The organism is Sorangium sp. So ce590 (assembly GCF_051521365.1).
Taxonomy (GTDB): domain Bacteria; phylum Myxococcota_A; class Polyangia; order Polyangiales; family Polyangiaceae; genus Sorangium.
Genome location: NZ_CP150346.1, coordinates 4,298,894 through 4,311,931 on the forward strand (window position 1 = coordinate 4,298,894; position 13,038 = coordinate 4,311,931).

At 70.4% G+C, this 13,038-nt stretch carries 8 protein-coding genes and 1 pseudogene; 3 read left to right on the top strand and 6 right to left on the bottom strand.

The window, feature by feature from the left end:
• Positions 1–2: 2 nt before the first annotated feature.
• The 5 genes from WMF28_RS16115 to WMF28_RS16135 form a co-directional block, all read right to left on the bottom strand.
• Complete coding sequence (locus WMF28_RS16115; protein WP_437603122.1) at positions 3–1,085, bottom strand: hypothetical protein; 1,083 nt, start codon at positions 1,083–1,085, stop codon at positions 3–5.
• Between the two features lie 50 nt (positions 1,086–1,135).
• The gene (locus WMF28_RS16120; RefSeq protein WP_437603123.1) at positions 1,136–2,266 is read right to left on the bottom strand and encodes a hypothetical protein; all 1,131 of its coding nucleotides are present in this window, start codon (positions 2,264–2,266) and stop codon (positions 1,136–1,138) included.
• Positions 2,266–5,034: a TonB-dependent receptor domain-containing protein gene (locus WMF28_RS16125; RefSeq protein ID WP_437603124.1), complete on the bottom strand. Its 2,769-nt coding sequence runs from the start codon at positions 5,032–5,034 to the stop codon at positions 2,266–2,268. The genes WMF28_RS16120 and WMF28_RS16125 overlap by 1 nt, the downstream gene beginning before the upstream one ends.
• A 126-nt stretch (positions 5,035–5,160) precedes the next feature.
• Positions 5,161–5,844: a potassium channel family protein gene (locus tag WMF28_RS16130; RefSeq protein ID WP_437603125.1), complete on the bottom strand. Its 684-nt coding sequence runs from the start codon at positions 5,842–5,844 to the stop codon at positions 5,161–5,163.
• Between the two features lie 124 nt (positions 5,845–5,968).
• Complete coding sequence (locus tag WMF28_RS16135; protein WP_437603126.1) at positions 5,969–7,552, bottom strand: CotH kinase family protein; 1,584 nt, start codon at positions 7,550–7,552, stop codon at positions 5,969–5,971.
• A 266-nt stretch (positions 7,553–7,818) separates the two neighbouring features.
• On the opposite strand from WMF28_RS16135, the gene WMF28_RS16140 reads away from it, so the two are divergent.
• From WMF28_RS16140 to WMF28_RS16150, 3 genes and pseudogenes are all read left to right on the top strand, one after another.
• Entirely contained in the window at positions 7,819–9,084 is a 1,266-nt protein-coding gene (locus tag WMF28_RS16140; RefSeq protein ID WP_437603127.1) for a hypothetical protein, read from the top strand.
• A 272-nt stretch (positions 9,085–9,356) separates the two neighbouring features.
• A complete protein-coding gene (locus WMF28_RS16145) occupies positions 9,357–10,382 on the top strand; it encodes a hypothetical protein (RefSeq protein ID WP_437603128.1) in 1,026 nt (341 codons plus the stop codon).
• Between the two features lie 78 nt (positions 10,383–10,460).
• A pseudogene (locus WMF28_RS16150) lies at positions 10,461–10,907 on the top strand (hypothetical protein); the annotation flags it as partial.
• A 39-nt stretch (positions 10,908–10,946) separates the two neighbouring features.
• Here the strand turns inward: WMF28_RS16150 and WMF28_RS16155 are convergent.
• A complete protein-coding gene (locus WMF28_RS16155) occupies positions 10,947–12,788 on the bottom strand; it encodes a TrkH family potassium uptake protein (protein WP_437603129.1) in 1,842 nt (613 codons plus the stop codon).
• Between the last annotated feature and the right edge of the window lie 250 nt (positions 12,789–13,038).

Genomic DNA, 13,038 nt, shown 5'->3' on the forward strand with positions numbered 1-13,038 from the left:
CCCTACTGGTTCTGGTGGTAGGCGCGGGCTCCCTCGTCGTCGCGCAGGGCCGCGACCATGGCGGTCAGGACCGCCGTGAAGGTGTCGCCCTTCCGGATCGCGTCCTCGCGCACCTTCTTGAGCCGGTCGAGCCGCGTGGTCGCGAAGTCCTTGATCGAGATGAACCGCAGGATCTTGCTCACGATCTGGTATCGCTTCGGGAGGAAGTCGTCGAGGGAGTCGACGAACTGCACGAGATCGCGCAGGCCCTGGAAGAACGTCTCTCCGGTCGACCTCTCCTTTCTCGCAGCCTGCGCCTCCCGGACCGCGCCCTCGACCGTGCTCACGAGGATCGCGGGGGCGAGGGTGCGCACGCCGAGCGAGGTCCCCGGGTCGACCTGCGCGTCGACCGGGGCGGCGACCGACGAGAGCAGCATGAAGCGGTGTCCGAACGCGTGCTCCGCGCGGAGCACCGAGCAGAGCTTCGCGAGCTGATCGTCGGCGTCCCGGCAGACCTCGCGCTCGAAGTCCCTCGCGGCGTAGTCCGGCGGGAAGAGGTCGGCCTTGCTGAGGGCGAGGATCCACTCCCGCGGGAAGCTCACCTCGTCGCCCGTGGCGGCGCTCGCCCGGCGCAGCCGGTCGCACTCGTCGGCGAAATGCTCGAAGAGCCATCGGATGTACCCGGTGCCCTCGTTCCGGTACTTCGCGCCGTCCGCGAGGAGGATGCCCACCTGGCTCATGCCGAGCCGGAGCAGGCCCTGACGCATCGCCTCCCGCTCCTCCGCGTCGACCGGCTCGTCCTCCCACCAGCGCCCGGGGTAGTCGTACCAGTGGATGCGGAGCGCCGGCTCGGGCAGGTCCCTCGGGAAGAAATCGAACTCGTACTCGTCGAAGCGCGTGCTGCCGTCCGGGAACCTGCCGTCTTCGAGGCGGTAAAAGCGCCCGAGGAGCTGGTTGCCCTGCGCCTTGTTGACCGCCTGGATCTTGTACGCGTACTCCTGCTGGAACGAGGGCTGGGTCTGCGCCCGGTAGAAGGCCGCGAGGAGGACCGTCTTGCCGGCGCCGGAGGCGCCGAACAAGGCGACGTGCAGATCGAGGGGCGGCATGGCGGGATGCGTACGGGAGCGCGCACCCCGGCACAAGCTCGATCCGAGCGCTACTCCACCTGCACTTCCCGCCGTATCACGCTCGCGCCGCCCCGCGTGTCGTGAACCACCGCCCACAGCGACACGCGCCCCGGCTCCGAGGGCGGCGTCCACGTGGTCCCGTTGCCGCCGCGGGCGCCCGTCACCGTATCGCTCACCAGGCGACGCGCCCCGTCGAACCCGCCCCCGTCCGTGTAATAGTCGACCCAGATCGCCTCGCGCACCGGCGGCCCGCCGAGCCCGGCGGCCTCCACGTCCTCCTCGGCGGCGCCGGGCGGCACGAGCGCCTCGATCTCGTACGTCGTGCACTCGTCGGCTGCCGGCTCCGTCGGGCCGCAGCCCTGGACCTGCGCTTCCGGTCGAACACACCGCTTCACGACGGGCAAACCGCCCTCGCCCGGCGTGACCTCACTGTCCTCGAGCTTCAGCGTGAACCCGTCGATCGGCGGGTTCGTGTTGGTTCGCTTGTCCCTGAAGACGTATACCTGCGTGTAGCCCACGACGAAGCTGTCCGGGCCGAGCACCGACCCGTCCTCCCCGACGCACTCGAGCGGAAACCCGGCCTCCGCCGGCGCCGTCGCCACGCGGGTCCGGCCGGCGCACACGGTGAAGAACACATAGGCCGTCGAGTACACGCTCCCGGTCTCGGTCGGCTGTGCGCCCTCGAGGATGTCGTCGGGCAGGACCATCTTGAACCTGGCCTTGCCAGGCTCGCCGCTCTGCTCCGCGGTCAGGTCGTCCCGATCGAAGAGCCTCGGCGCGCCCTCCGTCTCCTCGTTCTCGCCGTTCTCCGCCGCGCCCCCGGGGGCGAACTCCCGCGCCGCGCCGAGGAGCTGCGGCAGACACCCGATGTGCTCGTCGATCCCGACAGGCGGGTTCACACAGCCGCCCAGCCACATGATCTCGACCGGGCGCGGGCCGGCGCCGGCGCCGGGCGCGTCGGCGTAGGTCATCTCGAACGTCACGCCGTCGCCGAGCGGCGCCGCCACGTACGGGGCGTCCGCCGTCACCGCGAGGACGCGGAGCCCCTCCACCTCGGACGACGGTGCGAAGTTGCCCCCCGCGCAGCAGGGGATGCCCAGGCCCAGGGTCGCGAGCGCGGCGAGCAGCGCGCGACGCGCGGGCGGTGCGGTCCGTTTCATCAGAAATCTCCTCGCAGCCCGAGCGTGGGCAGGAAGGGGAGCCCCGTCACGTACTCCCGCTTCGTGTAGTTGAAGTTGTAGCTGATGCCCTCCGCGGCCATGTAGTTGTAGACGTTCTGGATGTCGAGGTAGAGGCCGAGCTGCCACGTCTTGAACTTCCACGTCTTGTCGGCGCGGAGGTCGAGCTGGTGGAACAGCGGCATCCGCTCGCTGTAGTCACCCCCGAGCGGCATGGGCGAGTACCTGGCCGATGACGCGTGGTAGATCGCGTTCACCCGGTTCGGATTGCACCCCTTCTTCTCCGGATCGCAGACATAGGGCGTCTGCAGGTTGCCCGACACGAGGCGGAAGCGCGCGCCGAGCTCCCAGCCCCGGCCGAGCCGCAGGCTGCCAAGCATGGTCAGCACATGCGTCTGATCGTACTGCATGAGGTGCTGCTCCTCGCCGGGCCCGTCCGTGCGCACGGAGCGCGAGAGCGTGTAGGCCGCCCAGCCGAAGAAGCGCTCATCGGGCTTGTACTTCAGGAGCACCTCCCCGCCCACGGCGTACCCGGTGCCGATGTTGGCGAAGCCGTCCGCCTCCGGCGAGAAGACCACCAGTCGATCGAGCTGCTTGTAGAACCCGTCCACCGTCACGTCGAGCTGGCGCGTGATCTCCTGCTCCACGCCGAGGCCGTAGTGGACGGCGCGGTTCGACTTGAGCCCCTCGGTGCCAAACGGCTCGAGGCTCTCGCGGAACTGAGGCGCCTGGTAATAAATCCCCACGCCCCCCTTGGCCGTCGTCCGCGGAAAGTCGCTCTGGATGTCGTAGCGCCCGTTGATCCTCGGGCTCACATCGAGCGACCGCGTGTCGAGCGCATAGTCGACCCGCACCCCGGGGACGAGCCGCGCGCGCGGCGTGGGGACGATCTCGAGCTCGGCGTAGGCGGCCGGCCGGGAGTACACGCCTTCGAGCGATTGATCCTCGGACGGGTACGTCGAGAATGGCTGGTTCGACGGATGGCCGGCGGGCTGCCGCGCCGGCGCATGGATATTGACCGTCACGAAGCCGCCCGAGAGGTCGGTCCCGACGTTCATCGTGAGGTACTTCGCGAACCGGTGCGAGAGCTCCAGCCGGAGGTCGAGCGACCTCGACTCGACGCTGAAGGTGAGGGGAGAGACGACGATCTCGCCGATCTCCCGGCCGAGGGCCAGGGTCCACAGGAGCCGGTCCCGGCTCCCCAGGCGGTTCTCGTAGCTGAACTGGAGGCGCTGAAAGGCGGTGTGCAGCCCGAAATCGCCCGTGAGCGCCGGCTCGTCCTCCGGCGGCTCGTCGAGGAGGATCTCGAAGGCGTCGTCCGAGCCGTAGAAGCTCGCGCGCACGCGCTCGTTCGGGGAGGGACGGCCCTCGAGCACGAACTGGTAATCGTAATAGACCGGCGCCTGCGTCACCGTGGTGCCCGCCTCCCTGAGCACGGGCCCGAGCCACGCGTCGACCCAGCTGCGGCGGCCCGCCGCGATGAACGTCCAGTCCTTGAGGTACGGGACCGGCCCCTCGAGGAGCACGCGCCCGTCGATGAGGTCGAGCTGGACGACGCCGTGATACTTGCCGTCCTGCTTCGGCGAACGGAGCCCGACGTCGACGATGCCGCCCATGGCGCGGCCGTACACGGCGCTGAAGTTGCCCGGATAGAAGTCGATCTTCTCGAGCATCTCGGTCGGCACGACCGAGGAGAGGCCGCCGAAGTGGTAGATGAGCGGCACGGGCGTGCGGTCGATGAACGTGAGCGTGTCCTGCGGCGCGGACCCGCGCACGATGAGCAGCCCGAAGCCGCTGCGCGCGACGCCCGGCAGGCTCTGCAGCGAGCGCAGCGCGTCGCCGCCGGTCCCGGGGATGCGGTCGACCTCGCGGCGCTCGATCGTCCTCCGGGTCACCTCGCGCGGCGGCCGTTCCCCCTGCACGGTCACCTCGATGCCCGCCGGCGCGCCGCCCCTGGGCTTCGCGAGCCCGATGCGGTAGCGCACCTCGATCGCCTCGTCCGGCGCGATCTCCTCGTCGGCCGCGAACGGCTCGAAGCCGGGGGCGGTGACCTCGACGCGGTACTTGCCGGGAGGGAGGTTCTTGAAGCGGAACTTGCCGCTCTGGTCTGTCTTCGCGTCCTCACGGCCGCCGTCGGGGCGATGGAGGCTGATCGCGATGTCCGGCAGCGGCTCGCCGGTGTCCGCCGCCATGACGGTCCCGAGCACCGTCTCGACGTCGGCCGGCGGCGCCGGCGCGGCCGCGTCGGCGGGCTTCGGCGTGAGCGTGAACGCGTAGCGGTAGAGGATGCGCGACGCGGCCGGCGTGCCGTCCGGGCGCCGCGCCGGCTCGAACTGGAGGCCGGGCGCGGCCGCGAGCGCGGCCTCGTCGAAGCCGTGCCCGCCCGGCGTCGCGACCTCGGCCTTTGTCACGCGCCCGGTCCGGTCGATGTCGAGCTTGAGGATGACGCTCCCCTCGACGCCGGCGCGCTGGGCCTCGTGCGGATACGCGGGCGGGGAGTACGTGATCAGCGTGGGCGCGCTGATGGCGACGGGCGCCGGCGGGGCCGTGCCCGGCTCGGGGACGATGACCGCGCCGGCGCCGCCGCGCGGAACGGAGGCGCCGCCCGGGTCGCCCTCGGCGGCGGGAGGAGGCGCGGGCGGAGGCGCGCCGGCGGGCTGCGCGAGCGCTGTGCTGCCGGTCATCGCGACCGAGAGCAGCAGCGTTCCGGGGACGAGGAGGTGCATCGCAGGGGACGCTGTGGAAGCCATGCGGATCGCCCTTTCGCATGGCGACGCCGAGGCGAGAAGACGCATACGGCAGCCGGGACCGTGCTCCCGGGATCGGGCGCCGCGCGCGTCCGCGGATGGCGCGCTCTCCGGCTGCGCGCGGCCCGCTCAGCCGCCCAGCTCGGCCACGAACCGGCTCACGTCGTCGCTGTCGCCCACGAGCAGCAGCGTGTCGCCGTCCCGGATCACGTAGTCCGGTGTGGGTGCCTCGAGCCGCAGCTTGTCGCCGGGCCGCTTTGTCGTGTGCGGCCGCACGCCGAGCACGTTGATCCGGTACCGCTGGCGGATCTTCGAGCCGGCGAGCGTCTGTCCGACGAGCGGCCCGTGGGCGTTCCAGGGGACGACGCGGTAGTGGCTCGCGAGGTCGAGGAGGTCCTGCGCGAGCGGCATGGTGATGTCGGCGCCGACGCGGCGACCCATCTCGGTCTCGATCTGGATGACGCGGGTCGCGCCGACGGCGCGCAGGATGTCGGCCTGGCGATCGGTCGCGGCGCGCGCGATGATCTCGCGCACGCCCATCCGGACGAGCGAGGCCACGCAGAGCACGGACGGCTCGAAGTGCTCGCCGAACGTCACGATCGCGGTCTCCGCGTACTGCGCGCCGATCCCCTCGAGCACCTTGTGGACCGTGGCGTCGCCGACGAACGCGGCCGAGGTCTTGTCCTTCACGGCGTCGACGGCCTCGGGGTTGTTGTCGACCGCGATGACCTCGGCCCGGTTCTTCCACAGGGTCTCGACGACCGACGTGCCGAACCGGCCGAGCCCGATGACAAGGACGCTCTTCGATTTCATGGTCTCCGGTCGCGCGCCGCTCCCTCGCGGCGGCGCCGCGAAGGTCGCACGGATGCGCGTCCAGCGCCACGGGTCGGCGCTGCGGCGCGGGCGCCGCGGGCCGCGCCGCGCGGGGGGCCGGCGCTCAGTAGAGCCCGTCCTGGTGCTTCCACCGCTCCGAGATCCACGCCTTCAGGTACGCGATCTCCTCCTCGTACGTCGTGAAGTCGCTGCGCCCGCTCCAGCCCTCGTAGCTGCGGTACGCCTCGCCCCACCGCGCCTCGTCCCGGCGCGCGCTCGCGTCGATGCGCTCCACGTAGCCGTCCACGATCGCCTGGATCGCGCGGTCGTCGAGCGCGCCGCGCAGGACCTGCCCGTAGCGGGCGCGCAGCGGGTCGCCGATCGAGGGCTCCTCCAGGAGGCGCTGGAAGAGGAGGTTCACGCTCGTGTACTCGACGCGCTCGGAGGCCGACTCGCGCTCGGTCTCCCACGACTGGCCGAAGCTCGCGTTGAAGTCCCACGGCGCGTAGCGGAAGACGCCGCCTGCGACCGGATCGCGGTAGTGGTAGCTGTTCTTTCCGGCCGAGTCGTTGGCCACGATGAACGTGGCGAAGATCCACCAATCTTCGTAGTCGCGCAGATCGATCAGCGACCCGATCTCGGAGGCGAACGTGGCCTCGTCGGACTCGGCCACGAAGCGCACGAGATCTTCCAGGTCGGCGAACGCCTCCGGCTCGCCCTCGGGCGGCGCCCCTTCTTTCTTCTCGTAGCCGTCGTGCAGCGTCTCCTTCGGCTCGCCTTGCGCGTTCTCCAGCGCGAAGTTCGCGGCGTGGTTGACCGCTTTGTAGAGATTGCCGTCCTGCGAGTATCCGTGATCCTCCATCAGATAGCCGTCGACGTGATCCGCGACGGTGTAGAGCCCCGCGTACTCCCCGTCGAGGTAGAGGACCGCGCTGTAGGTCTTGACCTGGATGTGCTCCGGATCGAGCCGGTTCCAGAGGTCATAGGCGAGGCGCTGCCGGACATAGGAGTTGTCGTCGAACGTGCTGATGAGCACGACCTTGCGACGATCGGTGAAGCCGCCCGCCTCGCCCGGCTCGCTGAACTTGTCGTTCTTGGGGAATTTGAGGGTGTAGCTCCGCTTCGGGTACGAGAGCGAGCTCTCGCCGCGGAGCTCCGCCTCGGCGGCGTACGTACGGCCGCGGTAGATCACCGTGGCCGGGGCGTACTCCTTCGCCTCGGGGACCGGCGAGAGGAAGAGCACCGGCAGGCCGTGCTCCTCGGGGTAACGGGCCGGATCGACGACGGGCACGTTCGATGGATCGGCCCAGTTGTCGGCGACGCCGATCTTGACGCGCCCGACCTCGGACGTCTGCGCGACGCGGATCTCGATGTCGTGGACCGCGGCCTGATCGAGCCCGGGCGAGAACGTCACCTCGCGCGCGACAGGGTCGTAGGCGGCGCCCTCGGGGAGCGGGTCGAGCTCGAACGCCTCGCCGGGGAGGGTAAGGCCGCTCGCGCACGCCACGGGAAACGTCACGGTCTCCCCCTCGACGAGCCAGTGCGGCCCGCCGCCCGACGGCTCGCAGCGCCGATCCCCGGTGCTGGACGCCGCCCCACCCGTCGTGGCGCCCGCCGGAGCGGACGACTCGCCGGAGCAGCCGGATGCGTGCAGCGATCCGAGGATCAGGGCCGCCGTCAGCGGCAAAAGCTGGTGAAAATTTCGCATGACAGCATCTTACGCGATCGCGCGTGGCGGCGTGTGGGTAGCCGCTGCGGGGCGCGGCTCCCCGGGGGCTGTTGCGGCGGCACGGGACGGCCGAGGCCGAGACCGCCGGTGACCGGGGCGAAGGATGGCGGCCCTGCCCTTGACGCGCCGTCGCTCGCCTGTTAAACGTTTGTTTGAAACGGTTGATTGACAGGGGTCTGCCGGAGAGATGCGGCCCCTGAACCAGCCGAGAGGCCAGGAGGTGTGCGATGACGTGGTGCAGAGCCGTGCGTAGAGCACGGAGCGCGGCGGTGTTCGTCTTTGGGGTGGTGGGGGCGGCCGGGTGTGGCGATGACGGGGAGGCTCTCTCGCCGCCGGCTCCGGAGGTGACGTGGTATCGGGACATTCAGCCCCTCGTGGAGCGCTCGTGTGCTTCCTGCCACGATGGCGCGGGCGTCGGCGGGGTGGCGCTGACGGACGTGGAGACGGCGCAGCGGCTGGCCGCGCTCATGGCCCTTCGTGTGGGCGCCGGGGACATGCCGCCGCCGGTGCTGGACCCGAGCTGCCGCAGCTATGAAGGCGCGGAGCGGATGAGCCTCACCGCCGAGGAGCGCCTTCGTTTCGACGCCTGGGCGCGCGACGGCGCTCCGCTCGGCGATCCTTCCGATGCGCCGCCGCCGCAGCGCGCGACGGACGCCATCGCGTCTCCCGACGCCACGCTCGAGATGCCCGAGGCGCACGAGGTGACGCTCGACGACGACGGCAACGAGTATTTCTGCGTGGTCCTCGACAACCCTTTCACGGCGCCGGCCTGGATCACGGCGTTCGAGGCGGCGGTCGGCGATCCCGCGGTGGTGCACCACATGGCGGTGTACCGGGATCTCGGGGGCGACGCGGGCATCGGATACGGTGTTGCGCCGGGGACGCGTGCGTTTCCGTGTCGCGATCCGGTGATCGAGCTCGACTGGCAGCTTCTCCACAGCTGGGCGCCCGGCGTCGGGGTGACGCGGCTGCCGGAGGGCGCCGGCGTCCGCGTCGAGCCCGGCGAGCAGCTCGTCCTGCAGATGCATTATTTCGGTCACAGGGGCACGAGCAGCCTCGACAAGTCGGGATATCGCTTGCAGCTCTCGAGCGAGCCGCCCCGCGCCGAGGTCTACATGGATGTGTTCGGCCCGGTGCCTTTCACGATCCCCGCCGGCGCCGGGGCGCACACCGAGCGGAGCAGCACGCCGAACGAGGGCCCGCCGCAGCTCGTGTACGGCCTCTTGCCGCACATGCACCTGCTCGGCCGCTCTTACCGGGCCTGGGTCGAGCGCGACGGTGGCGCGGACGACTGCGCGGCGCGCGGCGAGTTCGAGTTCCACCACCAGGCGCTCTACATGTTCGACGAGCCGCTCCGCTGGGGGACGGGAGATCGCTTCGTCGCCGAGTGCACCTGGGACAACACGGCGGAGAGCGAGGGGCAGTTCCAGCTCCCGCCGCAGGACGTGCCCTGGGGGGAGGGGACGAATCAGGAGATGTGCTTCATGGTCGCGTATCTGTCGAAGGAGTGAGCGCCCGGGGGGAGGGGAGGGTCACGTTGTGCGCGCAGACGGTGCGCGCATCCGGAATGGGGAGGAGAGCAATGGGAGACGGATTGAAGAAGGCGAGCGCGCTCGTGCTGTGCGGCGGGCTCGTGATGATGCTCGCGTCGGCATGCGACTTGTCGTACACCTGCGAAACAGTGGAGCCGGGAAGCGCGGGTGCTGGATACCCGACGGAGATGTTTTAAGTGCGGATTCTAGAGAACATGGTGAGCACCCCGAGTCTTCTGAGTGGAACACATGTGGCCTTCGATCCGCCAACAGCAGAGCGTCTGGTGAAGCTCGGCGCCACGAGCATCGTCAGTGCTTTTGAGAGCCTTCTCATCGGACCGAGCCGCCGGAGCCCGCTGGAGCATGTCCGGACGCGTGAGATGTGGTTTTCTTCGTGTGAAGAGTGTTCAGATAGAGATGAGTCAGGCGAAAACTTCGATCGGCTCTACTCATCTGATGTCCGCTGGGAGCCGCCCATTGTCTTGTGGGTGACAGATAGTCTTGACGATCGGGTGAACCTCTGGAGGACCTGTAGCTGGTTGCGAGGCCTGAAGATCCCGTGCAGCGACGTCTTTATTGTCGAGTTCGAACCTGTCTACGGTACAGCGAAAAGATTGGCCGAGCCACCGAGGATACCGCCGTTCGACTGCTGCGGATCGGTCGCCCACCACCCCGACCCGGTGCTTCTGGACCGCCTCGACAAGGCGAGCCCCTGGCCGTCAGGACGCCACGATCGTGCCGTTCGCCTTTGGGAGAGCTACGTCGATGAGAACCCCTTACCGTTCGTGGAGAGCTGCGCGCGTGGTGTCGAAGGATTCCGAGAGCTTGCTCCCTTGTGGGGGCTTCTCTCTTGCTTCTTTCCGCGAAGGACCGCCGATGGTACCTTGCGTCTCAGTCGATATGACGATCTCATCTTGACTATCCTATCGTTAGAGGAGTGGCAGACTCCAGTGAGAGTCAACTGCCACGAGTCGCAGCTTGGGTTGGACTTGCTGGATCTCGTCTCCTGCACAGGGGACCTATTCCTGGGAGACCGCCTCGCCCAATGGGCAAAGCACGACTTGAGCGCCGCTGTGGAGCGCGCTCCTGGACCGAAGCCGCCTGACTACCCGCTGCTCTCGAAGGTGTACCGCCTCACCGAACGTGGGATGCAGCTCCGAGACAGGGGGCTCGGTCAGCTCGCGGACGCACCAAGCCTGCCCATCGCCGGGACCGAGGCGTACTCGCCTTCAGCCCCCTGGGTGCTGCTCGAGGATGGCGGGCTCGCTCGGCTGTGAGGGATAGCGGTACAGCGGGCCCGGCCGGAGCTGCCTGACCGGGACGCGGCTGGAGGTCTCCCGGAGGTCCGGGAGCGCATCCTGGCGGCGCCCGAGGTGGCCGTGCTCTCGGCGATGGCGCACGGGCAGAGCGCGGCGGCGGAGGCGATCGGCGTGGCCTTCCTGGCGGCGGCAGCCGGGCTCGATGAGGAGCGCCGCGCCCTGTACGGAGACCTGGTGCTATCCTCGCTGAACGCAGCGGCGAGGCGGATACTGGAGGCGATGATGAAAAGCGGATACGAGTTTCAGAGTGAATTCGCGCGCAGCTATGTAGCGAAGGGCGTGGAGAAGGGGCGGCAGCAGGGGATCCTCGAAGCCAAGGCGCACGACGTGCTCACCTTCCTCGAGGCCCGCGGCCTGGAGGTCCCCGCCGACGTCCGGGAGCGCGTCCTCGCGAGCACCGACATCGCCGAGCTGGACCGCTGGATCCGCCGCGCCGCGGTCGTCAGCGACGCCAGGGGTCTCCTTGCCACGCCCGGCTCCTGAGCGCTCGCCCCCTGCTCCCGCCCACCCAGCTCCCCCCGCTCACCCGATCCCCACGCGCTCCTCCGGCAGCCGATAGCTCCGCGTTTTCCCCTGGTTCGCCAGCGCCAGCGCCAGGGTCAGCGGCCCGATGCGGCCGATGAACATCGCCAGCGTGATGACCAGCTTCCCCGGCGCGCTCAGCGACGCCGTGATGTTGGCCGACAGCCCGGCCGTGGCGAACGCGCTGACCGCCTCCAGCGCGAGGCCCATCGGGTTGTGCGGCTCCAGGGCGAGCAGGACCAGCAGGAACCCCGACACGAGCATCACGCTGAGGAACGCGACCCCCAGGGCGCGGCGCACCGTGGCCGCCGGCAGGGTCCGCCCGAGGAGGTGCGGCGCCTCCTCGCCGCGCAGCTCGGCGCGCAGCGCCGCGAGCAGCGCGGCGAACGTCGTGAGCTTGATCCCGCCCCCGGTCGAGCCCGGCGCCCCGCCGATGAACATCAGGATGCAGGTGAACATCCAGGTCGCCGGGCCCATGAGGCTGAAATCGACCGTGTTGAGGCCCGCCGACCGCGTCATCGCGGACTGGAAGACGCTCGCCAGCACCTTCACGGGCCACGACAGCCCGCCCATCGACCGGCGCCACTCGAGCAGCAGGTAACCCGCCGCCCCGACCACGAGCAGCACCGCCGTCGTGATCAGCACGACCCGGCTGTGCAACGACAGCCGCGCCGACCGCTCGCCGCGCAGCCGCAGCCGGATCCGGGTCAGGAGCTCATCGTGCACCGGAAAGCCCAGGCTGCCGAGGATCACCAGCGCCGCCACGACGCCGGACACCGCGGGCGAGCCGACGAGCGGGACGAGCCCCTCGCCGAACAGGGAGAAGCCCGCGTTGCAGAACGCGCTGACCGAGTGGAAGACGGCCGCCCAGAGGTGATCGCCGGCGCCCGAGAGGGGCTCGCCGGGGATCGGCCCGGAGGCGATCTGGTGGTGGGGCAGGAAGCTGAACAGCAAGGCGAGCGCGCCCACCACCTCGATGCCGAGCGTGAACAGGACGATCGCGGCGACGTTGCGGCGGAGCCGGGCGAACGAGTCGGCGTCGATCATCTCGGCCATCACCGCCGCGTCGCGGAGCCTGAGCCGCCTGCCGGCCACGATGGCGAAGAACGTCGACAGCACCATGATCCCGAGCCCGCCGATCTGGACCAGCAGGAGCAGGACCGCCTGGCCGAACGGCGTGTACGTCTCGGCGATGTTGTGCACGGCGAGCCCGGTCACGCACACGGCGCTCGCGGACATGAACAGGCCGTCGATGAACGAGGCGTCCGCGATGTTCCGGAGCGACTGCGGCAACGTGAGCAGGAAGCTGCCGAGCAGCGTGGCGACCCCGAACGACACCGCCATGAGCCGGGCCGGGTGCTCCGCGGCCGTGGCCAGGAGCCGCTCGAGCGGCCGACGCCCCAGCAGGCCCACGAGGGCCACGAGGAACGCGAGCACCGTGTACGAGCGGTAGAGCACGACGCCCCGCTGCCCCGGATCCCCGGCCGGCTGTCCGAGCACGAGGAGCCACTTCTCGCCGATGCACGCGAGCAGCAGGATGATCGCGAGCAGGAACAGGGCGAGCCGGGGCCTCCTGGCCTCGACCCTGGCGCCGGGGCGCGCCGTTCGCGCGCGGTCGAGCGCGACCACCGCCGCGAGCCACGCTGGCACGAGCAGCGTCTCCACCGCGGTCAGCGCGGTCGAGACCCGCGGCGTGATCGCCAGGGCGAGGTCGAGCCCGAGGAGGACGGTGCTGCCGACGACCAGGGGGGCCGACCGCATCCACGCGGCGCGCCTCCGGAGCCTGACGGTGACGGCGAGGACGCCGGAGACGGCGACCTCCGGCGCGGGCTGCGCGAGCATCGAGGTGACCGTCCGCGGCGACGGGGCAGGGGCGCCGGACGGCGCAGCGCGCGGCGCACCTGGCCGCGACGACGGGCTCGGCGATGGATCCACGCGCCGCATTCACGCCGCCGCGACGGTCGCTGTCAAGCCGCCCTCCAGGCCGAGCCGCGCGGCCGACGCGCCCCGGGTGGGCGCCGCCGCTCAGCGCGGGGCGGCGGCGCGCTTCCGCCGAGGCGATCGCCGCCCTAGGTCTCCGGCCGGGGGTGAC

What these genes read in the sequence shown, in the direction of transcription:
- WMF28_RS16115 (WP_437603122.1), bottom strand. Translation starts at nt 1,085, where the DNA reads ATGCCGCCCCTCGATCTGCACGTCGCCTTGTTCGGCGCCTCCGGCGCC.
- WMF28_RS16120 (WP_437603123.1), bottom strand. Translation starts at nt 2,266, where the DNA reads ATGAAACGGACCGCACCGCCCGCGCGTCGCGCGCTGCTCGCCGCGCTC.
- WMF28_RS16125 (WP_437603124.1), bottom strand. Translation starts at nt 5,034, where the DNA reads ATGGCTTCCACAGCGTCCCCTGCGATGCACCTCCTCGTCCCCGGAACG.
- WMF28_RS16130 (WP_437603125.1), bottom strand. Translation starts at nt 5,844, where the DNA reads ATGAAATCGAAGAGCGTCCTTGTCATCGGGCTCGGCCGGTTCGGCACG.
- WMF28_RS16135 (WP_437603126.1), bottom strand. Translation starts at nt 7,552, where the DNA reads ATGCGAAATTTTCACCAGCTTTTGCCGCTGACGGCGGCCCTGATCCTC.
- WMF28_RS16155 (WP_437603129.1), bottom strand. Translation starts at nt 12,788, where the DNA reads ATGCTCGCGCAGCCCGCGCCGGAGGTCGCCGTCTCCGGCGTCCTCGCC.